Here is a 20701-nt window from a genome sequence, read left to right as displayed (position 1 = left end):
GCAGCACGACGGTCGCCGCGCCCTTCGGCGTCGGCGGCCCCACGGCGACGACGCTCGTGGGCCCGGCCGCCGTCGTCGCTTCCCGGCGGCCGGGCTCGGCACCCAGCTCCGCGATCCGCCCCAGGCGCCAACTGCGGACCTCCTGCCAGCCCTTCGCGCTCCGGTAGAACGATGGCACGGGGCTCCTTTCCGCCTCGACGTGGGCAACGGGCCGTGCGCTCGGCGGGCCCGGGAGCCTGCCGGGCTCTCTAGGTCTTCCGCTCGGGCCAGTTGAGGAGCCGGGCTCCGATGACGGCGGTCTGGAGTGTGTAGCGGTGCTGCGGGTCGGTGGGGTCCGCGCCGGTGAGTTGGTGGATGCGCTCCAGCCGGTAGGTGAGCGCCCGGACGCTCAGGGCGAGCTGCCGGGCGGTCTGCGTGGTGACGCATCCGTTGTCGAAATAGGCGGTCAGGGTGTCGAGATAGGTCTGCGGCCCGCCGCGCGCCTTGAGGAGCGGCCCCAGAGTCGTCCGGACGAGTTCGGCCATCGCCTGACGGTCCCGGGTCAGCACCGGGTAGACGAGCAGGTCCCCGGCGTGGAGCACCGGGTCCTCAAGACCGAGCCGGTGCGCGAGGTCCAGCGAGCCGAGGGCCTCCTCGTAGGAGTGGACGACGCCCCCCGGCCCGGGGTGGGCGCGGCCGATCGCGGTCCGCCCGGCATCGGTCGCGGCATGCGCCTGCTTCGCGAAGTAGGTCAGGACATCACGCTGGTCCCCGGGCACGACACAGACCATCCGGCCGTCCTTGGTGGTCAGAAGGATGCTGCGCTCGCCGAACCGCCCGTTCACCGCGCGCTCCACGGAACGGGGCACCGCGTCGCCCTCGGCGTACGGGGCGGGTCCCTCGGCGACCGCGACGGCATGGGCGTGCGAGAGCCGCAGCCCGAACTGCTCGGCACGCTCCGCCAGCCTGCCCAACGCGCTCCGCCCGTACAGGAGATCGTCGATGAACTCCCGGCGTGCCGCCTCCTGCTGCCGCACGGCGACCTGCTGGGCCCGTTCGTACCCCTCGCAGAGGGCGTCGACGGCCAGACCCATCGTGCGCAGCACGTCGTCCGCGGCCCCGGCCCCCGACGGCCGCACCCCGCGGGCCACGGCCAGATGGCTGACCACCAGGGTGCGCAGAGTGGTCCCCTCGACCGCTGCCTGTTCCCCGAGCGTGCGCAGCTCCTCCAGCTCCGCCCGGCAGGGCCGCCGGCCCGTGGCGGCGGCGTCGTCCAGCAGCGCCGCGTAGCCGCCGTGGGCCCGGCCCTGCTCACCCGGCTCCACGGACCCCTCGTGGGCGCCGGGCCCGCCCGGACCCGTCGGTGGGCGCGCCATCAGCCGGCCGGTCCGTCGACGGACCCGGCGGGACGGGAGCGCGCCCCGGCGGGACGTCGCGGTGAGAGGGAAGAGCACGGACGGGGCTCGGACAAGCCCGGACGCGAACGCCTTCGCGTCTTCGGGGCGGTCGTCAGCGGCACGGTGAGGCCTTCACGGTGAGAAGGAGGCGGAAGGAGACATCTGTCCCCTTCGCCGCCGACCAGACTTCCCGGCACACCAGCGCAGGACGCAGCGCGTTGCGGACACTCTAGCGACAGCGCCCGTTTCGGGACACGGGGGGCGCGAGCCCGCGCACGGCCTGCTGGCGGTCCGCCGGAGCGGGTCAGGGGTGAAGCGGGAGCAACCGCGGCACGGCCCGTACGTAGACGACCATGCCGACCACTTCGACCAGGGTCTGGGCGACCACGACCACCGCGGCGACGGCCAGCGCGTCGGGCAGCGCCAGGGCGAGGGGGAGGACGACCAGAGAGTTGCGGGTCGCGCCGGTGAACACGATCGCCCTCCCGGAGGGCGCGTCGAGGCCGAAGGCGCGGGCGACGCCGAGCCCCGCGAACGCCATCACGACGAGGAAGAGCACATAGAACGGGACGACGCGGGCCACGCCCCCCACGCTGCCTGCGGCGTCGATCCCGGGCACCTGGGAGGCGACCACGGTGAACAGGGTGGCGGCCATCAGCGGCACCATCGTGGCGCCCGACGCGCCCGACGCGCCCGCGAGCCTCCGACCGGCCGGGCGGCGAGCGGCCCACGCCTGGGTGAGCCACGCCAGCGCCAGCGGGACCGCGATCAGCACGACGAACGCCTCGACGAAGGGCCCGGCCTCCACCACGTCGGCCAGGCCCGGTCCCATGAAGAGGAACAGGTAACCGGGCAGCAGGACCATCTGGGCGAGCAGCAGCAGGGGAGTGGCGGCGAGCAGACGCCGATGGCTGCCGCCGGCGAGCCCGCTGAACACGATCACGTAGTCGACGCACGGGGTCAGCAACACCAGCAGCACGCCGAGACGGACGGCCCGGTCGTCCGGAAGGAAGGGGAACATCGCGGCGACCGCCAGGGGCGCCACGGCGAAGTTCACCACCAGCGCGGCGGCCAGGAACCGGCCCGCCCGCAGCGAGCGGACCAGCTCGGCGGCGGGCACCTGGAGGAACGTCACATACAGCAGCGCGGCCAGGACCGGGCTGATGGCGTGCTCCAGGGCGGGCCCGGCGCCGGGGGCCAGCCGGCCGACCGCACCCCCGCAGGCCAGGGCCCCGAGGTAGACGGCGACCTGGTGGCGTTCCATGGCTGCGACCGGGCCGGATGACGACGGCAACGTACGGACTCCTTGCGCGGGGGCGGTGGCACGGCGGCTGCCGGGGAGCCGCCCCCGGGCGGGGCCCGCCGGGCGAACAGCCTGCCACCCCCTCGGCCGCGCCGGGGACGCGCCCCTGGGGAATCGGGCGGTAACCGAGCACCGGGCCCGCTCCGTGTCGCGCACGGGCGCCCCGGGCCGCCCCGCGCGGCGGGTGTGGATCAGCCGCCCCCGCGGGGGGCGTACAGAACCCAGAGCGGTCCGGCGGCGAGGGAGACGCGTTCGCCGCCGGGGGTTCTGTACACGGTCTGCGCGTCGGCCGCTGGACGCGTCCAGCGTGCCTCGTGCGCCCGGCCGTCGCGCAGGACGAGCGCGTCCCCCGCCCCCACGGTCTCGGTGAACGGGCTGACGCTCCCGGACCGGTCGTGGAAGTCCGAAGGGCGTACGGTCGCCTCCTGGACGACCACCGTGGCCGCCTCGATCCGCGCCCCCTCGGCCGTACGGGCGGGGGCGCCGTCCAGGGAGACCAGCCACCGGTCGCGCTCGGCGGACCAGGTGAAGGCGGCGCGCGCGGACGGGTAGCGGACCGTGTGGCTGCTCGTCGCCTCCCCACCGGGGGGCGGCGCGCCGAACACCAGCCCCAACGCCTCGGCGGCGCTGGCGCCGGAGGCGGCGTGGGGGAGCCTGTCCGGCCGCAGGTACAGATTGTGCGGGGCGGCCCGGTCCGTCCCCCGGAAGTACGCCTGCGGCGCCTCGGTGGGCGGCACGGCGTCCAGCGGCGCCCGGTCGATGGCCGGCAGCAGTCTGCTCTGGGCCCCCGAGAACGCCAGCACCGGGCGGTCGAACTGCCGCAGCAGCTCCAGATCGGTCTCCCGCGCGCTGCGCACCGGGCCGACGACCGGCGGAAGGCGCGAGGAGTACACGGCGAGGATGCGGCTGAGCCCGGCCTCCACCTGCTCGACGTAGACGACGTCCGCCCGCTCGAGCCCGGTGTGCGGCCGGGCGGCCGCCACATTGTCGATCTTCACGGCGAGCACGCCGGCGCCCGCGCCGGACGAGGAGCTGCCCCGGGGCACGGGCGGGCCCTCCCCGCCCGTGCACCCGGCCGCGAGCGCGGCCAATGCCAAGGCGGCGAGCAGCGCTCCGGCGCGCCCGGTCACTCCGGCTGCTGACATGGCGACCGCCTTTCCGGGGCGCGGGCCGGCGGCGCGGGCGGATCGCCGCCGCGTCGCCGGCCCACTCATCCATCATCACGCGCCCGGCGCGACCACGTTGGCGGCGGGCACCGCCCCGGACGGGAGCGGCCCGGACCACCGGACGCGGCACGAGCGCACGCCGTACGCTACGGGCCGAAGCGGCGGCCCGCCGAGGCGCCGCGCGCACGGAACCGCGACGCGCCCGCACGAAGGCGTCGGCCCCCCGCGGCCGACATGGCCGGAACTGCACCCCGCCGCGCCCCCGGTTCCGCTTCCGAAGGGGCTGTTCGCTCTCTACGGTTGCACCAGCGACGGGTTTCCACAGGCCCGTACGGTGACGGGTGAGCAGAGGGGGTCCGGTGGAAGCCGAGTTGACGGCACTGGCCGCGTCGGGGGCGGCTACCTTCGTGGGGCTGATGGCGACGGAGGCCTGGACGCAGGCGCGCGGGCGGCTGTCCCGGTTCCTGGCGCGAGGGGAGGACCACACGGCGGTGGACGCGGAGCTGGAGGCGTCCCGCGCCGAACTGACGGCCGCGCGCGCCGACGCCGACGAGGCCGCGGCCGCGGACGTCGAGGAGGAGTGGCGGATCAGGCTCCGCCGGGCGCTGCGCGCCGATCCGCGGGCGGCCGACGAGCTGAGGACCCTCCTCGACGAACTGGCCCCGCTCCAGCCCGCCGCGCCGTCCGTGTCGGTCACCAACACCATCAGCGGGGGCGTCCAGCACGGTCCGGTGTTCCAGGGCCAGACGTTCTCCGGCCTGACGTTCAACGGCTCCGGCACGGCCGCGCCGGAGCAGCGGCCGGGTACGGCGTGACCGCCCAGGGTGACCCGGGGCCCGCGTCCGCGCGCAACGAGGTGTCCGGGGTCGTCCACGGGCCGAGCGTGCAGGCCGCCACGGTCCACGGCGGCATCACGTTCCACGTCCGGTCGGCGGCCCCGGCCGAAGACCGGTCCGCGCCCGACGAGATTCCGCCGCTGACCGTGCGGTTCCGCAACCGGGACCGGTTGCTGGCCCTGCTCGACGGCTGGTCGGCCGGGGACCCCGGAGGGGCGAGCGTCGGCTTCTGCGCGCTGTACGGCCTGCCGGGCGTAGGCAAGACCGCGCTCGTGTCCCACTGGGCGGAACGGGGGCGGGGCCGGTTCCCCGACGGACAGATCTACGTGGACTTCGCGACCCTGCGAGGCGGGTCGGCGGGAGCCGACGTCTCAGAGGCGGCCCGGCGCTGCCTGAAGTCCCTGGGGGTCGAAGAGGCCTACATCCCCGCCACGCTGGCCGACCGGACCCGGCTGTTGCGCACCCGGTCGGCGGGCAGGCGGATGCTGGTCTTCCTGGACAACGTCTCGCACCCGGCCCAGGCCGCCGCCCTCGTCCCCAAGGGGAGGGGCAGCGTCCTGCTGGTGGCCAGCGGCGCCCGGCTGGGAGAACTCGCTCTGGACGGTGCACGGATGATGCCGGTGGAGCCGCTCGACCACGACAGCGCCCTGGAGGTGCTGGCCGACCGGTGCGGAACCGGGACGGTCGAGGCGGACCCGGCCTCGGCGGAACACGTGGTGCGGCTCTGCGGCGGACTGCCGGTGGCGCTCCACGTCGTCGCGGCGCGGCTGGCCACACAGAGGCGCCTCACCCTCGCGGCGCTCGCGACGGAGCTGGCGGGAGAATCCCGGCGTCTCGCCGGCCTGTCCCTGGGAGGGGAACGATCCGTGTCGGCCGCTTTCGACCTCGCCTACCGCGAGCTTCCTCCGGAGGCTGCCCGGCTCTACCGTCTGATGGGCTGGCACCCCGGGGCCACCTTCGACGTGGGCGTCGCCGCGGTGGCCGCGGACCTGCCCCCGCACCGCGCCGCCGACGCGCTGGACGCGCTGGACCAGGCCTGCCTCCTCGACCGGACGGCGGACGAGCGTCTCCGCTTCCACGACCTCGTACGGCTGCACGCGCGCGAACGCGCGGCGCAGGAGGAGGCGAGGGACGAACGGGCCGCGCTGGTACGCCGGGTGACCCTGCACTACCTGGCCCTCACCGCACTGGCCGACCGGGCCGTTCGCCGGGACCGGCTGCGGATCGCCGACCTGACGCAGCTGCTCGACGCCGTTTCCGACCCCTTCGCGGCCGAGGGCGGCCCGGAACCCCTGGCGTGGTTGGAGGCCGAACACCGCAACATCCTCGCCGTGCTGCGGGCCGCCGCGCGCGAGGAGGCGCTGCACACCGAGGTGTGGCAGCTCGCGGAGGCGCTGACCGTACTGTTCCTCCACCACCGGCACCTCGGTGACTGGCGTGAGTCGCTCGAACTGGGTGCGGCCGCCGCCGCAGAGGCCATGGCGCCGGCCGCCGAGGCGAGGCTGCGCAGCCTGCTGTCGCGCCCGCTGATGGACCTCGGGGAGCACGCCGCCGCCCGGCGCGAGCTGGACACCGCAGAGGCCTGCGCCGACGTGGCGGACGACCTCGTGCTCCGCGCCTCCGTACAGGAGTTCTCCGGACGCTACTGGGACCACCACGATCCGGCCCGGGCCATGGAGGCCTACCGCGCCGCGCTCCGCCTGAACACGGCCGCACACGAGGTCCGGGGCGCCGCCATCGCCTCCTACTTCCTCGGCTGCGCCCAGGACGCGGCCGGGGAGCACGCCGAGGCGCTGGAAACCCTGCGCGGGGCCTACGAACAGCTCAGCGCGCGCCGGGACCTGCGGATGGCGGCCCGGGTCCGGGTGGCCATCGGCCTCGCCCACGACCGCCTCCACGAGACCGAGGAGGCCGTCTCGGCCCTCAGCGAAGCCGCCGACGTCCTGCGCGCTCAGAAGGCGACCCACTACGAGGCACAGGCACACGTCGCGCTGGCCGACATCCGTGAACGCGCCCAGGGCGACCCCCACCAGGTGCGCGCCCATCTGGAGCGGGCCCTGGAGATCTACGCCGCCGGCGGCAGCCCCCTGGCGGAGGAGCTCCGGGCCCGGCTGGGGAGGGGACCGGCGACGGGCTGAGACGCTGAGCGGCCCTCCGGCCGACGGGCGCGTGCCGCCGTTCTCTCAGGCCGGCGCGCTGCCCGTGGGCCGCGGACGCAGCCGGAGCGCCACGTCCTCTTCGCGCGTGCCGACCCGCAGACCCACCAGGGCGTCTCCCAGCGGAGCGCCGGCTCGCAGGGAGGCGTAGACGACCGCGGCGACCGGCCCCGGGCCGGTCGCGGGGCCGGTCACGGCCGCCTCGACGACACGGCCGTCACGCAGCCCGGCCAGGTGGCCGCCGCCGCGCAGGGCGGCCGCCGCGACCCGGCACCCCGGCCAGCGCTCCAACGCGTCCTCGATCCACCGGAGCGCGGCCGTCGAGGAAGGGGCGGGGGCGCTCCGCAGCACCACGGAGGCGCTCTCCAGCAGCGCGCGGTCCCGCTCCCGCTCGTCGCACGCCAGATGGCTGAAGCGACCGGCCTCCTCGTCCTCTCCCTGGGCCTCCTGGCCCCGCGAGACGGCCGCGGGCTGCCTGCGTACGGTGAGGGCGCCCGGTGCCACGTCGGTGGTGACCTGCCAGGCGGTGACCGCCGCCCCCGTCGCCCCGGGCTCGCTCAGACACCGGTCGGGCGGGGCGGCGGCTCCCGGCTCCGTGAGGTCCAGCAACCGGTAGAGCGCGGTGCGCAGCCGTGCCAGGGCCCGCCCCGGCCGGTCGAACGCGCCCTCGGTGACCGCGGCGTACCGGCCCGGGGCCTGCCCGGTGAGCGCGGACGTGATCTGCTCGTGCACGTCGCCCCGTGCGTCGAGGCGGGGCGCCGCCCGGCCGAGCGCGGCCACGGCCGTCCCCGCGACGGCCTCGCTGCCGAAGGCTCCCAGCAGGACCGGCTTGCCGAGCGCCGCTCCGTACAGGGTCACCGAACCGTGGTCGCCCACCACGACGTCCGCGGCGACCAGGGCGGGCCGCCAGGCGTGGATGTGCGGGATCAGCATCAGACCGGCGTCCAGAGCGGGGGCCAGGAGGGTGCGGATCTGCCAGGAACCGTGCCCCGCCCAGACGTTGGGGTGGAGGATCGCCGCCACCCGGAACTCGTCGTAGGGCAGGGCGGCCAGCATCCGGGCGGCCAGTCGCGGGTCGCGGCCGATCAGCGAGGTGCGGCCCCAGGTGGAGCTGAGGACCACGAGGCGGTGCCCTGCGGGCACCCCGAGCGCCTGCCGGTACGCGCCCGCCCGGCCGGCGCTGAGGAGCAGTTCGTCGTAGCACGGGTCGCCCACGATCAGCGTCCGTCCGGCCGCCTTCGGGTGGGAGGAGAGCAACTGGCGCTCCTGGCCGGGATGCGAGACGGCCAGCCACGCGCGACCGGACTCCAGCAGGCTGTCCGGCACGACGCCGGACAGCCTCTCGCGCGGTCCCCGCGAGTCCGGCACCTGCTTCTGGAAGCCGATGCCGTGCGGCAGCACGAGGACGGGGCAGCGGCCCTCGGGGACCTCGATGTTCTCGCTGGCGGTGAGGATGAGGTCGGGCTCGGCGTCGCCGAGCTGCTCCCACGGGATCACCCGGCAGCCGGCGTCGTGCAGGAGTTCCAGCACCCCGTCGTTGAACGCGGACGTGGGGTCGTGCGCGAAGACGACCGTCACCCGGCCGTCGCCCCGCAGCAGAGCGGGCAGACATTCGAGGACCCGGACGGTCGAGGTCACCGTGCGGGCCGCTACGACCAGGGTCTTCTCGCCCCGGAAGGTGCTCCACCGCTCGGCGTCGGCCCCGACCGGGACGCGCAGGGGCGAGCTCGCGTGCATGGCCACCCCGAAAGACTACGGGCATCGGCCTTCGGGCGATGGCGGCCCGCCCTCGGACGGAGGCTTGGTCCAGACCTCTTGACGTCAGGTCTGGACCAATTTACTTTTTGACAGGGTCACGACATTGAGTCGGCGGTGCGAACCCTTCGTGCCGGCGCGGCGGACCCGGACAGGGAAGGGTGTGTGTCATGGGCAGGACATCACGGCTGCTGCGGCTCGGACTGGCCGCGGCCCTCGTCGTACCGGTGCTGGTCGGAGCCGCGCCGCCGCAGGCCGCCGCCGACGAGACCTGTGCGGTCAAGTCGAAGCCCGCGGGCAAGGTGCTCCAGGGCTACTGGGAGAACTGGGACGGCGCGGCCAACGGGGTGCACCCGCCGCTCGGCTGGATTCCGGTCACCGACTCCCGGATCACCGCACACGGCTACACCGTCGTCAACGCGGCGTTCCCCGTCATCCGCCCCGACGGCACCGTCCTGTGGGAGGACGGCATGGACCGCACCGTCAAGGTCGCCACCCCCGCCGAGATGTGCCGAGCCAAGGCCTCCGGCCTCACCGCCCTCATGTCGATCGGCGGCGCCGCCGCGGGCATCGACCTCAGCTCCGGCACGGTGGCCGACCGGTTCGTCGAAACGGTGGTCCCGATCCTGAAGAAGTACAACTTCGACGGCATCGACATCGACATCGAGACCGGCCTCGTCGGCACCGGCGACATCAACCGGCTGTCCGCCTCACAGGCCAACCTCATCCGCATCATCGACGGCGTCCTCGCCGCGATGCCCCCGAACTTCGGCCTCACCATGGCCCCCGAGACGGCGTACGTCACCGGCGGCAGCGTCGTCTACGGTTCGATCTGGGGCGCCTACCTGCCCGTCATCAAGAAGTACGCGGACAACGGCCGGCTGTGGTGGCTGAACATGCAGTACTACAACGGCAGCATGTACGGCTGCTCCGGCGACTCCTACCCCGCCGGCTCCGTCGCCGGCTTCGTGGCCCAGACGGACTGCCTCAACGACGGGCTCGTCATCCAGGGCACGACCGTCAAGGTGCCCTACGACAAGCAGGTCCCCGGCCTCCCCGCGCAGCCCGGGGCCGGTGGCGGCCACATGTCCGCCGGCCTCGTCTCCCAGGCGTGGAACCACTACGGGGGCGCGCTCAAGGGGCTGATGACCTGGTCCCTGAACTGGGACGGCTCCCGTGGCTGGACCTTCGGAGACAACGTGAAGGCCCTTCAGGGCCGGTGAACGGCGTCCGCCCGGCCCCCGTCCCGCGCCCCTCCGGCCGGGGGAGCGAAGGCCGGGCGGGCCGGGGCGCGACACGAGGAAGGCGTGAACCGATCGCGCACCGGGGCCGGCGGGAGGACAGAATCGGGTACGGACCGGGATGATCGTTCTTCCGGTGCGCCGGCCCGTCCCCCCGCGGGCCGGCCGACGACGCGATGTACGAGGAGACCCGATGGCGCACGAACGGGCCGGACAGCCGGCGCAGTCCGCGGACCTGGTCGACGTGGCACGGCTGGTGACGGCCTACTACACCCTGCACCCCGACCCGGCCGAGCCCGCCCAACGGGTCGCCTTCGGCACCTCGGGCCACCGCGGCTCCGCGCTCGCCGCCGCGTTCAACGACGACCACATCGCCGCCACCACCCAGGCGATCTGCGACTACCGGGCCCGGCAGGGCGCCGACGGGCCCCTGTACCTCGGCGCCGACACCCACGCACTGTCGGAGCCCGCCCGTGCCACCGCTCTGGAGGTGCTCGCCGCCAACGGAGTCACCGCCCTGATCGACGGAGAGGACGGTTACACTCCGACCCCCGCCGTCTCGCACGCCATCCTGACGTACAACCGCGGGCGCGGCGAGGGCCTCGCCGACGGCATCGTGGTCACCCCGTCGCACAACCCGCCCGCCGACGGCGGCTTCAAGTACAACCCGCCGAACGGGGGACCCGCCGGGTCCGGCGCCACCTCCTGGATTCAGGACCGGGCGAACGCCCTCATCGAGGCCGGGCTCGGCGAGGTCCGCCGCATCCCGTACGCCCGCGCGCTGGCGGCCGACACCACCCACCGGCACGACTTCCTCACCGCCTACGTCGACGATCTGCCCTCCGTGCTCGACCTCGACGCCGTACGGGACGCCGGGATGCGCATCGGCGCGGACCCGCTCGGCGGCGCGTCCGTCGCGTACTGGGGGCGGATCGCCGAGCGGCACCGGATCGACCTCACCGTGGTCAACCCGCTGGCCGACCCGACCTGGCGGTTCATGACGCTGGACTGGGACGGCAAGATCCGCATGGACTGCTCGTCGCCCTACGCCATGGCCTCGCTGATCGGGCAGCGCGAGAAGTACGCGATCGCGACCGGCAACGACGCCGACGCCGACCGGCACGGCATCGTCACCCCCGACGGCGGCCTGATGAACCCCAACCACTACCTGGCCGTCGCCATCGACTACCTCTACACCCACCGGGAGCGCTGGGCCACCGGCACCGGCGTCGGCAAGACCCTGGTCTCCTCCTCGATGATCGACCGGGTCGCCCGCGACCTCGGCCGCCCCCTGGTGGAGGTCCCGGTCGGCTTCAAGTGGTTCGTCGACGGGCTCTTCGACGGCAGTCTCGGCTTCGGCGGCGAGGAGTCCGCCGGCGCCTCGTTCCTGCGCCGCGACGGCCGGGTCTGGACAACGGACAAGGACGGCATCCTGCTGGCCCTTTTGGCCTCCGAGATCACCGCCGTCACCGGGTCCACCCCCTCCCAGCACTACGCACGCCTCGCCACCCGCTTCGGCGACCCGGCCTACGCCCGCATCGACGCGCCCGCCACCCGTGAGCAGAAGGCGGTGCTGGCGCGGCTCTCACCGCAGCAGGTCAAGGCCGACACCCTGGCCGGAGAGCCCGTCACCGCCGTGCTCACCGAGGCCCCCGGCAACGGAGCGGCGATCGGCGGACTCAAGGTCTGCACCGACAGCGCCTGGTTCGCCGCCCGCCCCTCGGGCACCGAGGACGTCTACAAGGTGTACGCCGAGAGCTTCCAGGGCCCCGACCACCTCGCCCGGGTCCAGGAAGAAGCCCGCTCCCTGGTCGCGGAAGCGCTCGGCGACGCCCGGTAGGGCCTGCTCGGGGCAGGGCGGTCGTCGGGGGCGCACGGGCGGCCCCGACGACCGCGGGACGCCGCCGAGCGCAGGCGCGGCAAGCGCCCTCACACCGGCCCGTTTGGCCGCGGCCCGGCGGACCGGCGTCAGCCGGGCGCGCCGGCCCCGCCCGCGCGGAACACGCCGAGGATCTCCTCGGCGGCCAGCGTCGCCGTCAACGTCCCCTCCCGCACTCGCCGTTCGAGCTCGGGCGCGAGCTCCTGCACCACCGGGTGCCGGTGCAGACTGTCCAGCAACTCGTCCCGGACCATCGTCCAGGTCCAGTCGACCTGCTGGTCGCGGCGCTTGGCCGCCAGCCGCCCGGAGGCCTCCAGCACCGCCCGGTGCTGCTCCAGACGTTCCCAGAGCGTGTCCAGGCCCGTCGACTCCCGCGCGCTGCAGGTGAGCACCGGAGGAGTCCACGCCGCGTCCGACGGGTGCATCAGCCGCAGGGCGCCCGCCAGCTCGCGGGCCGCCGAGCGGGCGTCGCGTTCGTGCGGACCGTCCGCCTTGTTCACCGCGATGGCGTCCGCCAGCTCCAGCACGCCCTTCTTGATGCCCTGCAACTGGTCGCCGGTGCGCGCCAGGGTCAGCAGCAGGAACGTGTCGACCATGTTGGCCACCGCCGTCTCCGACTGCCCCACGCCCACCGTCTCGACCAGGACCACGTCGTAACCCGCCGCCTCCATCACCACGATGGACTCCCGCGTCGCCTTCGCCACCCCGCCCAGCGTCCCCGCGGTGGGGGAGGGGCGGACGAAGGCGGCCGGGTCGACCGCGAGCCGCTCCATCCGGGTCTTGTCGCCCAGGATGGAGCCGCCGGTGCGGCTGGAGGACGGGTCGACGGCCAGCACCGCCACCCGGTGACCGAGCCCCGTGAGCATCGTGCCGAGCGCGTCGATGAACGTGGACTTGCCCACGCCCGGCACCCCGCTGATGCCGATCCGCCGGGCGGCTCCCGCGTGGGGCAGCAGTCGGCTCAGCAACTGCTGGGCCAGCACCCGGTGTTCGGCACGGGTCGACTCGACCAGGGTGATCGCGCGGGCCACGAACGCCCGCCTGCCGTCGAGCACTCCTCGCTCGTAACCGTCGATGTCGATCTTCGCAGCCATCCGCTCAGCGGCTCACAGCTCGTGGCCGAGCGCGGCGCCCAGCCGGGTGACCAGGTCATGGGCCGCGTCCGGGATCACCGTCCCCGGCGGGAACACCGAGGCCGCGCCCGCCTCGTGCAGGGCCTCGATGTCCTGCGGCGGAATCACCCCGCCCACCACGATCATGATGTCCTCGCGGCCTTCCGCGGCCAGTTCCTCGCGCAGCGCCGGCACCAGGGTCAGATGCCCGGCCGCCAGCGAGGAGACGCCCACGATGTGCGCGTCGGCCTCGACGGCCTGCCGCGCCACCTCGCCGGGCGTCTGGAACAGCGGGCCGACGTCCACGTCGAAGCCCAGGTCGGCGAAGGCCGTGGCGATCACCTTCTGGCCCCGGTCGTGGCCGTCCTGACCCATCTTGGCGACCAGGATGCGCGGCCTGCGCCCCTCCGCCTCCTCGAACGCCTCGACCAGCTTGCGGGTGCGGTCCACCGAGGGGGACTCTCCTGCCTCTTTGCGGTACACGCCGGAGATCGTACGGATCTGTCCCGCGTGCCGCCCGTACACCTTCTCCAGCGCGTCGGAGATCTCCCCGACCGTGGCCATCGCCCGCGCCGCGTCGACCGCCAGCGCCAGCAGATTGCCTTCGAGCTCCGGGCCCGGGTCCCGCCCGGCCGCGGCCGTCAGGGCGGTAAGAGCCGCCTGGCACGCCGCCTCGTCGCGCTCCTCGCGCAGCCGCCGCAGCTTCTCTATCTGCTGGGTCCGCACCGAGGAGTTGTCGACCTTGAGCACGTCGATCTTCTCGTCGGTCTCCACCCGGTACTTGTTCACCCCGATCACCGGCTGCCGGCCGGAGTCGATCCGCGCCTGCGTACGGGCGGCGGCCTCCTCCACCCGGAGCTTGGGGATGCCCGCGTCGATGGCCTTCGCCATCCCGCCTGCGGCTTCGACCTCCTCGATGTGCTGCCAGGCGCGGTCCGCCAGGTCGCGGGTCAGCTTCTCCACGTACGCGCTGCCCCCCCACGGGTCGATGACCCGGCAGGTCCCGGACTCCTGCTGGAGCAGGAGCTGCGTGTTGCGGGCGATCCGGGCGGAGAAGTCGGTGGGCAGCGCCAACGCCTCGTCCAGGGCGTTGGTGTGCAGCGACTGGGTGTGCCCCTGCGTCGCGGCCATCGCCTCCACGCACGTCCGCGTCACGTTGTTGAACACGTCCTGCGCGGTCAGCGACCAGCCCGAGGTCTGCGAATGGGTGCGCAGAGAAAGTGACTTGGGGTTCTTCGGATCGAACTGCCCGACCAGCCGGGCCCACAGCAGGCGGGCCGCCCGCAACTTGGCGACCTCCATGAAGAAGTTCATGCCGATCGCCCAGAAGAACGACAGACGAGGTGCGAACGCGTCGACGTCCAGCCCGGCCTCACGGCCGGCGCGCAGGTACTCCACCCCGTCGGCCAGTGTGTACGCCAGCTCCAGGTCGGCCGTCGCCCCGGCCTCCTGGATGTGGTAGCCGGAGATGGAGATGGAGTTGTAGCGGGGCATCTTGCGCGAGGTGAACGCGAAGATGTCGGAGATGATCCGCATCGAGGGCGACGGCGGATAGATGTAGGTGTTGCGGACCATGAACTCCTTCAGAATGTCGTTCTGAATGGTTCCGGCCAGCTTCTCCGGCGGCACGCCCTGTTCCTCTGCGGCCACGATGTACAGGGCCAGCACGGGGAGCACCGCGCCGTTCATCGTCATCGACACCGACATGCGGTCGAGCGGAATGCCGTCGAACAGCCGGCGCATGTCGTAGATCGAGTCGATGGCCACGCCCGCCATGCCGACGTCGCCGGTCACCCGCGGGTGGTCGCTGTCGTACCCCCGGTGCGTCGGCAGGTCGAAGGCGACCGACAGCCCCTTCTGCCCGGCCGCGAGGTTGCGCCGGTAGAAGGCGTTGGACTCCTCCGCGGTGGAGAACCCGGCGTACTGGCGGATCGTCCAGGGCTGGTTGACGTACATCGTCGGGTAGGGCCCCCGCAGATACGGGGCGATGCCGGGGTAGGAGTGCAGCGCGTCCAGGCCTTCGAGGTCCTCGCCCGTGTAGAGCGGCTTGACCGTGATGCCCTCGGGGGTCTCCCAGAGCAGGTCCGTGCCCGAGTCCTCGGCGGCCTTCGCCGCAGAGGCCTCCCACTGCGCGACGGAACCGGCCGGGGCGGCGGAGGACTCCAGCGCGAGCGCGGAGAAGTCGGGGACGGTCGGATTCTGTTCCGTGGGCGATGTCGTCATCACGCCACTCCCATGCGGTCGAGTACGGAGGTGAGAACGGCGACCGCGTCGCAGCCCGCGAAGACGTAGGAGTCGACGCCCGCGTGCTCGCCGGGCCGGCCGGCGAGGAACACCTGCGCCGCTCCCGCCTGCCTGAGCGCACCGGCCACCGGCTCCGCCTGCTCGGCGTACAGCGCGTCCGAGGAGCACAGGCAGGCGACCCTCGCCCCGGAGGCGGCCAGGGCGTCGGCGGCCGTGTCCGCGTCCACCGACACCGGGTCGTGCACCGCCTCGATGCCGCCGGCGCCGAAGAGGTTGACGGCGAACGACACCCGGGCGGTGTGCGCGGCGGCCGGCCCCAGGGCGGCGATGAAGACCTTCGGGCGCGCGCCCGTCGCCGCGAGGTGTGCGTCCGACCGGGCGCGCAGCACCTCGAAGGCCTCGTCCCGCCGGACCCGGGGCAGGCCGCCCGAAGCCCCCGCGTAGGGGTCGGGGGCCGGTTCGCGCCGCACGGGGACCTCGGTGAGCTGCGGGAACTCGCTCACCCCGGTCACCGGCTCCTTGCGCCGTGCCAGCTCCGCACTGCGCGCCGCCCAGGTGGCGGCGAGCCGCTCGGCGACCATGCCGGAGCGCAGGGCGGCGGGCAGCCGCCCCGCGCGCTCGGTCTCCTGGAAGAACGCCCAGGCGGCCGTGGCGAGTTCGTCGGTCAGCCGCTCCACGTACCAGGAGCCGCCCGCCGGGTCGATGACCCGCGCGAGGTGGGACTCCTCCATCAGGATCGTCGAGGTGTTCCGGGCGATCCTGCGGGCGAACGCGTCCGGCATGCCCAGCGCGTGGTCGAACGGCAGCACCGTCACACAGTCCGCGCCGCCGACGCCCGCGCCCAGGGTGGCGAGCGTGCAGCGCAGCATGTTCACCCACGGGTCGCGACGGGTCATCATCACGGGCGAGGTGACGGCGTGCTGGCGCTGGGCCCCGGCCCCGGGGGCCCCGGAGGCCTCGGCGACCCGGGCCCACAGCCGGCGTGCCGCGCGCAGCTTGGCGATGGTCAGGAACTGGTCGGCGGTGGCCGCGTACCGGAACTCCATCTGCCCGCAGGCCGCCTCCACGCTCATCCCGGCGCCGGTCAGCGCCCGCAGATAGGCGACGGCGGTGGCCAGGGAGAGTCCGAGTTCCTCTGCGGCGGAACCGCCCGCCTCGTGGTACGGCAGCGCGTCCACGGCGATGGCCCGCAGCTCCGGGTACCGCTCCTCGCACTCGCGCGCCCAGCGCACCGCGGTGGTGAGGTCGGCCTCTGTGCCCGTCCGGGCCTCGTGGCCCAGCGGGTCGACGCCCAGGGTGCCGCGTGCCTCGCTCCGGGGGACGCCGCGCTCCTCGTACAGCCGGAGCAGCGCCGTCGCCGCGGCCTCCACGTCGGTGGGGGCGTCGAGGGCGATGGGCGCGAGGTCGAGGTACACGCCGTCCAGCGCGCGGGTGAGCGCCTCGGCGGGAACGCCCGTAGGACCGCCCACGGTGAGCCAGAGCGAGGTGGCCCCGTTCTCCAGGTCGCCGAGCACCGCCTCGTTGAGGCGGGCGGGGTCGGTGTGGGCGTGGCGTTGGCGCACGTCCCAGCCGCCCGCGGCGTTGCCCTCGGGCCTGCTGCCCCGGGTGAAGGGGGCGAAGCCGGGAAAGCCGGTGTCCGGCGAGCTGTCGTGTGCGGTGTAGAGGGGGCGGGTGGTGAGCCCGTCCTCAAGTGTGGTGGACAGCGCTTCCTCGGCGGCCGATCCCGAGACTTCCTTGCCCGACTTGCGCAGTACGCCTTCGACGAGGCTCTGCCACTGGTCATGGGAGGGGTCGGGGAACGCGGCGGCCGGAGAGAGCCCGTCAGCAGGCTGGACCGTCATGGTCAGATGCTAGGGCAGGGCGTGGAACGAGCAGCAGGGGCAGCTGCTGTGATCTTGCCCTCGCGGGTGGCTGCGGACATAGTGCGTGATCCCTTCTGGACAGCCCTGTAGCGGGCATCGCGGCTGAGCGGGGCGCAACACGACGAGGCTCACCAACGGGATGAATCAGCCTATTGATGCATATTATGTGTTCAGTTGCCTGGATTCTTCTGCCATCCCTGGAATGCCCGTATCCACCCCGGCGTGCTCACGGACGCCGGGAAGCGGAGAGGACGCGACCGTGGCCGTCGGCCCCCTGGAGTACCTCGTCATCGCCTTTCCCGGCAGCCGCTTCGCCGGGGCCGTCGCCCCCGTCCTCGCCGGCGCCGTCGCGTCCGGTGCCGTGCGCGCCGGCGACCTGGCCTATGTGCGCCGCACTGAGGGCGGCGCACTGGTCCGGGCGGAACCGCGCGACCTCGCCCCGGAGGCCGACCTGGCCGCCGGGGCCGGGGAGGGGGAGGCGCCGGAGCTGGGGGACGATGACGTCCGGGTGCTCGATGCGAGTGTGCCGCGCGGGGACGCGGCCGCGCTCGTCGTCCGGGAGGACCTGTGGGCCACGCCGCTGGCTCGCGCCGTCCGGGAGGCGGGCGGCGTCTTCGTCGCGCACGAGCGCCTCGGCGCTCAGGGGGAGGCGATGGCGGTGGAGGGCGGGGCTGCGGAGACTGACGAGGACATCATCACCCGGCTGGAGCGGCTCGCCGAACTGTGGAAACGGGACGTGCTCAGCGATGCCGAGTTCGTCCAGCAGAAGACGAAACTCCTGTCGGACTGAGGTGAGGGCTCTCCCCTCGGACTGGTGTCCGGGCCGAGCCTTTCGAGGCGGCGCCCGGCGAGCTCCGTGGCCACTCTCCGCGCCGCGTGCGACGTTGATCCTGATACGGAATTTCTGGAATTCCTCGGGAAAGAGGCAGCTCATCGTGCAGACAGCCCGGACCGTCCCGACCGCCACCGTCGTCAACCTGCGCGACCTGGGCGGCATCGACCTGGGCCGTGGCCGCCGGGTGCGGCAGGGCGTCCTGTTCCGCGCGGGGCAGCTGAGCGACCTCGACCCGCAGGGCGACCGCGCGGTCGCCGCGCTGGGCCTGCGCACCGTCGTGGACCTGCGCACCGCCGACGAGCGGCAGTGGGCCCCCGACCGGCTGCCGGAGAGGGCCCGGCTCTTCGTCGCCGACGTGCTCGGCGACCACCCCGGCGTGGCGCCCGCCCGGCTGCGCTCCCTGCTCGCCGACCCGGCAGAGGCGGAGCGCGCGCTGGGCAACGGCCGGGCAGAGGAACTGTTCGCCGAGACCTACCGCAAGATGGTGCTCTCGCCCGGAGCGGCGGCCGCCTACCGGGCCTTCCTGGAGACCGTCGCCGACCCCGGCGCGCGCCCGGTGCTCTTCCACTGCACGGCGGGCAAGGACCGCACCGGCTGGGGGGCGGCCGTCCTGCTGATGATCCTGGGAGCGCCCCGCGCCACCGTGCGCTCGGACTTCCTCGCGGTGAATCCCGCGGTACGGGCCGCCTTCGCCCCGTCGGTCCAGAAGTTCCTCGACGGGGGAGGGGACCCGGTCGTCGCGGCGGCCGTCGTCGAGGTGCGCCCCCGCTACCTGGAAGTGGCGCTCGACGCCATGGACGAACGCTGGGGTGGGCTCGACGGCTATGTGCGCGACGGGCTGCGGGTGCCCGACGCCGCGCTGGAGCGGCTGCGCGAGGGTCTGGTCATCGGCGGCTGAACGCCGAACGGCCCAGCGAGGATAGGCTCTTGTATCGTGAAGACGCCAGGCTTCCGGCGGACCGAAGGGGCACAGGATGACCGAGCGGAAACCACCGGGGGTCAGCTTCGAGTCCTGGGTCGACCAGCAGATCCACGAGGCCGAGCAGCGCGGGGACTTCTCCCGGCTGCCGGGCTTCGGCCGGCCGATCGCCGGTCTGGACCGCCCGTACGACGAGGCCTGGTGGATCAAGCAGAAGATGCGGCGGGAGGGCGTGTCGATGCTGCCGCCCGCGCTGGCTCTGCGCAAAGAGGCGGAGGACGTCCCCGAAGCGGTGTCCGCGGCCCGCACCGAGGCCGAGGTGCGACAGATCGTGACCCAGGTGAACGAGAAGATCGAGCGGGCCCTGAGGATGCCCCCTGAGGGCCCGCCGCTCGCCCTGAAGCCCTTCGACGTCGAGCAGACCGTCCGCCGCTGGCGCGCCGACCGCCGGGCCTGAACGGCCCCGGCGGTGCGCGATACTCACCGTATGGGATCGGGCAGGACGGGGCGGGGGCGCTCCCCGCGACGAGGTGGCGTCGTGATCCGCCGTGCCGTGGCGGGCGACGCCGGACGGCTGACCCGGCTGGTCCGGACCTCCCGCGCCTACGAGGGCCCGTACGCGCCGATGGTCCAGGGCTACCGGGTCGGGCCCGACTACATCGAGGCGCACCCGGTGTTCGTCGCCGCGGACCGCGGCACCGGCCAGATCCTCGGCTTCTACGCGCTGCTCCTCAACCCGCCCGAGCTGGACCTGCTGTTCGTCGCCGACACGGCCCAGGGGCTCGGCATCGGCCGCCTGCTCGTCGGCCATCTGCGCGAGGAGGCCCGGAGCGCCGGTCTGACCGGCGTCCGGATCGTCTCCCACCCGCCCGCCGAGGGTTTCTACCGCAGCGTGGGGGCCGAACCCGTCGGCACGGTCCGGGCCGACCCGCCCGCCGTGATGTGGGACCGGCCCGAGCTGCTGCTCCGGACCGGCTGACGCGGGAAGGGCCCGGCCGCGAGCCGCCCGCCCGGGGCCCGGGAAACGTGGTGTTCCGGCGGCTGCGGCCGCCGTAAGGGGCCCCCTTCGGCCGTCGGACTCGGCAGGCCCGCCGGAAAGCCGGCGGACTCGCGGCCGTCCCGGACATGAACGAGGGTGTGAGGCAACCCGACGGACACGGTGGAACGCCTCCGGCGGGCGCCCCACGGGCTGCCTCCGGCGGCTGCCCCCGGCCGGTGACCGACGCACGGCGCCCTGCGGCGCGGCCCCTGGGACGCCGCGAGAACCGGCCCTGGGGAATGCGCGCGTGAGCGCGGGGCACTCGTGGGACCCGGCCATTGGCGGGGCAGTGCCTTCGCCGCAGGCTCTCGACGAGGAAAGGAGACCGCGTGACGACCAGGAAGGGCCGTCAGGAGACCCAGGAGGAGCGGGCCGACCGTCAGTGGTCCGAACTCCTCCAGGAACTGCGCGTCGCCCAGACCGGGGTGCAGATCCTCTTCGGCTTCCTGCTCGCCGTGGTCTTCCAGTCGCGGTTCGAGGAGCTGGGGACCACCGACCGGAACATCTACGTGGTCACGGTCATGCTGGGCTCCGCGACCGCCGGAGCCCTCATCGGCCCCGTCTCGTACCACCGGCTCCTCACCGGCCGCCGGTTGAAGCCCCAGACGGTCGTCTGGGCGTCACGGCTGACCGTCCTCGGGCTCGCGCTGCTCTTCTGCACGATGTGCTCGACGCTTCTGCTGATCCTGCGGCTGGCTCTGCACAGCCAGTTCGCCCTGTGGCTGGTCGCCGCCATGGCCCTGTGGTTCATGATCTGCTGGTTCGTCTTCCCCGTCTGGGCCCTTACCCGGGGCCGCTCAGAACCGAACGGCGAGCAAGCGGGCGGTGAGCGTCCGAGCGACGAAGAGGAGGGGGACGGCGACGAGCCGCCGGCCGCCGGACAGGCCGGGGACCCGCGCCGCTGAGGGCCCCGGCGCCGGCGCCGCGAAGGAAGGGACGCTGCGAGGCGGGGTGCCGGGCGGACCGGGAGAGTCGGCC

The 20701-nt window shown here is 74.0% G+C and carries 16 protein-coding genes; 9 read left to right on the top strand and 7 right to left on the bottom strand.

Annotation, left to right across the window (positions count from 1 at the left end; genetic code table 11):
- Positions 1–248 precede the first annotated feature (248 nt).
- From V9U70_RS15475 to V9U70_RS15465, 3 genes are all read right to left on the bottom strand, one after another.
- Positions 249–1355 carry a PucR family transcriptional regulator gene (locus V9U70_RS15475; protein ID WP_336675693.1) on the bottom strand — a complete coding sequence of 369 codons (1107 nt, stop codon included), beginning with the start codon at positions 1353–1355 and terminating at the stop codon, positions 249–251.
- A gap of 325 nt (positions 1356–1680) precedes the next feature.
- Positions 1681–2670 carry an arsenic resistance protein gene (locus tag V9U70_RS15470; RefSeq protein WP_336675691.1) on the bottom strand — a complete coding sequence of 330 codons (990 nt, stop codon included), beginning with the start codon at positions 2668–2670 and terminating at the stop codon, positions 1681–1683.
- Between the two features lie 200 nt (positions 2671–2870).
- The gene (locus V9U70_RS15465; RefSeq protein WP_336675689.1) at positions 2871–3824 is read right to left on the bottom strand and encodes a DUF3048 domain-containing protein; all 954 of its coding nucleotides are present in this window, start codon (positions 3822–3824) and stop codon (positions 2871–2873) included.
- A gap of 380 nt (positions 3825–4204) precedes the next feature.
- Between V9U70_RS15465 and V9U70_RS15460 the strand changes: the two genes are divergently transcribed.
- A complete protein-coding gene (locus V9U70_RS15460) occupies positions 4205–4660 on the top strand; it encodes a hypothetical protein (RefSeq protein WP_336675688.1) in 456 nt (151 codons plus the stop codon).
- Complete coding sequence (locus V9U70_RS15455) at positions 4657–6819, top strand: ATP-binding protein (protein WP_336675687.1); 2163 nt, start codon at positions 4657–4659, stop codon at positions 6817–6819. Before V9U70_RS15460 ends, V9U70_RS15455 begins: the two co-directional genes overlap by 4 nt.
- Positions 6820–6864: 45 nt before the next feature.
- Here the strand turns inward: V9U70_RS15455 and V9U70_RS15450 are convergent, their stop codons facing one another.
- The gene (locus V9U70_RS15450) at positions 6865–8574 is read right to left on the bottom strand and encodes a hypothetical protein (RefSeq protein WP_336675835.1); all 1710 of its coding nucleotides are present in this window, start codon (positions 8572–8574) and stop codon (positions 6865–6867) included.
- 188 nt (positions 8575–8762) lie between these two features.
- Between V9U70_RS15450 and V9U70_RS15445 the strand changes: the two genes are divergently transcribed.
- Positions 8763–9815, top strand: a complete 1053-nt coding sequence (locus V9U70_RS15445; RefSeq protein WP_336675686.1) for a chitinase — start codon at positions 8763–8765, stop codon at positions 9813–9815.
- Positions 9816–10026: 211 nt separating this feature from the next.
- Entirely contained in the window at positions 10027–11673 is a 1647-nt protein-coding gene (gene pgm / locus V9U70_RS15440) for a phosphoglucomutase (alpha-D-glucose-1,6-bisphosphate-dependent) (protein WP_336675684.1), read from the top strand.
- A 128-nt stretch (positions 11674–11801) separates the two neighbouring features.
- Here the strand turns inward: pgm and meaB are convergent, their stop codons facing one another.
- Genes meaB through V9U70_RS15425 form a run of 3 tightly spaced genes read right to left on the bottom strand, consistent with a single transcriptional unit; the run spans position 11802 to position 16909 of the window.
- The gene (gene meaB / locus V9U70_RS15435) at positions 11802–12806 is read right to left on the bottom strand and encodes a methylmalonyl Co-A mutase-associated GTPase MeaB (protein WP_336675682.1); all 1005 of its coding nucleotides are present in this window, start codon (positions 12804–12806) and stop codon (positions 11802–11804) included.
- Between the two features lie 12 nt (positions 12807–12818).
- On the bottom strand, positions 12819–15047 hold the full coding sequence (gene scpA / locus V9U70_RS15430) for a methylmalonyl-CoA mutase (RefSeq protein WP_336675680.1): 2229 nt from the start codon (positions 15045–15047) through the stop codon (positions 12819–12821).
- Positions 15047–16909: a methylmalonyl-CoA mutase family protein gene (locus V9U70_RS15425; RefSeq protein ID WP_336675678.1), complete on the bottom strand. Its 1863-nt coding sequence runs from the start codon at positions 16907–16909 to the stop codon at positions 15047–15049. The genes scpA and V9U70_RS15425 overlap by 1 nt, the downstream gene beginning before the upstream one ends.
- Before the next feature lie 280 nt (positions 16910–17189).
- Here V9U70_RS15425 and V9U70_RS15420 point away from each other — a divergent pair, with 280 nt between their 5' ends.
- The 5 genes from V9U70_RS15420 (at position 17190) to V9U70_RS15400 (ending at position 20628) form a co-directional block, all read left to right on the top strand.
- Positions 17190–17720 carry a DUF6325 family protein gene (locus tag V9U70_RS15420; protein WP_336675676.1) on the top strand — a complete coding sequence of 177 codons (531 nt, stop codon included), beginning with the start codon at positions 17190–17192 and terminating at the stop codon, positions 17718–17720.
- 145 nt (positions 17721–17865) lie between these two features.
- Positions 17866–18663, top strand: a complete 798-nt coding sequence (locus tag V9U70_RS15415; protein ID WP_336675674.1) for a tyrosine-protein phosphatase — start codon at positions 17866–17868, stop codon at positions 18661–18663.
- Between the two features lie 76 nt (positions 18664–18739).
- Positions 18740–19141, top strand: coding sequence for a DnaJ family domain-containing protein (locus V9U70_RS15410; protein ID WP_336675672.1), 402 nt, complete (start codon positions 18740–18742; stop codon positions 19139–19141).
- Positions 19142–19171: 30 nt separating this feature from the next.
- The gene (locus tag V9U70_RS15405) at positions 19172–19663 is read left to right on the top strand and encodes a GNAT family N-acetyltransferase (RefSeq protein WP_336675670.1); all 492 of its coding nucleotides are present in this window, start codon (positions 19172–19174) and stop codon (positions 19661–19663) included.
- Positions 19664–20052: 389 nt separating this feature from the next.
- Positions 20053–20628 carry a DUF6328 family protein gene (locus V9U70_RS15400; protein ID WP_336675668.1) on the top strand — a complete coding sequence of 192 codons (576 nt, stop codon included), beginning with the start codon at positions 20053–20055 and terminating at the stop codon, positions 20626–20628.
- Positions 20629–20701 lie beyond the last annotated feature (73 nt).

It is taken from the genome of Streptomyces pratensis, assembly GCF_037137275.1.
Classification (GTDB): Bacteria; Actinomycetota; Actinomycetes; order Streptomycetales; family Streptomycetaceae; genus Streptomyces; species Streptomyces pratensis_B.
Note: the sequence above shows the minus strand (reverse complement) of the source record. Positions and strands in the feature narration are given on the sequence as shown.

Excerpts from the sequence above, each read along its gene's own strand:
- meaB (WP_336675682.1), bottom strand. The coding sequence starts at position 12,806 with ATGGCTGCGAAGATCGACATCGACGGTTACGAGCGAGGAGTGCTCGAC.
- V9U70_RS15425 (WP_336675678.1), bottom strand. The coding sequence starts at position 16,909 with ATGACGGTCCAGCCTGCTGACGGGCTCTCTCCGGCCGCCGCGTTCCCC.
- V9U70_RS15475 (WP_336675693.1), bottom strand. The coding sequence starts at position 1,355 with ATGGCGCGCCCACCGACGGGTCCGGGCGGGCCCGGCGCCCACGAGGGG.
- V9U70_RS15465 (WP_336675689.1), bottom strand. The coding sequence starts at position 3,824 with ATGTCAGCAGCCGGAGTGACCGGGCGCGCCGGAGCGCTGCTCGCCGCC.
- V9U70_RS15410 (WP_336675672.1), top strand. The coding sequence starts at position 18,740 with ATGACCGAGCGGAAACCACCGGGGGTCAGCTTCGAGTCCTGGGTCGAC.
- V9U70_RS15445 (WP_336675686.1), top strand. The coding sequence starts at position 8,763 with ATGGGCAGGACATCACGGCTGCTGCGGCTCGGACTGGCCGCGGCCCTC.
- V9U70_RS15450 (WP_336675835.1), bottom strand. The coding sequence starts at position 8,574 with ATGCACGCGAGCTCGCCCCTGCGCGTCCCGGTCGGGGCCGACGCCGAG.
- pgm (WP_336675684.1), top strand. The coding sequence starts at position 10,027 with ATGGCGCACGAACGGGCCGGACAGCCGGCGCAGTCCGCGGACCTGGTC.
- scpA (WP_336675680.1), bottom strand. The coding sequence starts at position 15,047 with ATGACGACATCGCCCACGGAACAGAATCCGACCGTCCCCGACTTCTCC.
- V9U70_RS15405 (WP_336675670.1), top strand. The coding sequence starts at position 19,172 with ATGGGATCGGGCAGGACGGGGCGGGGGCGCTCCCCGCGACGAGGTGGC.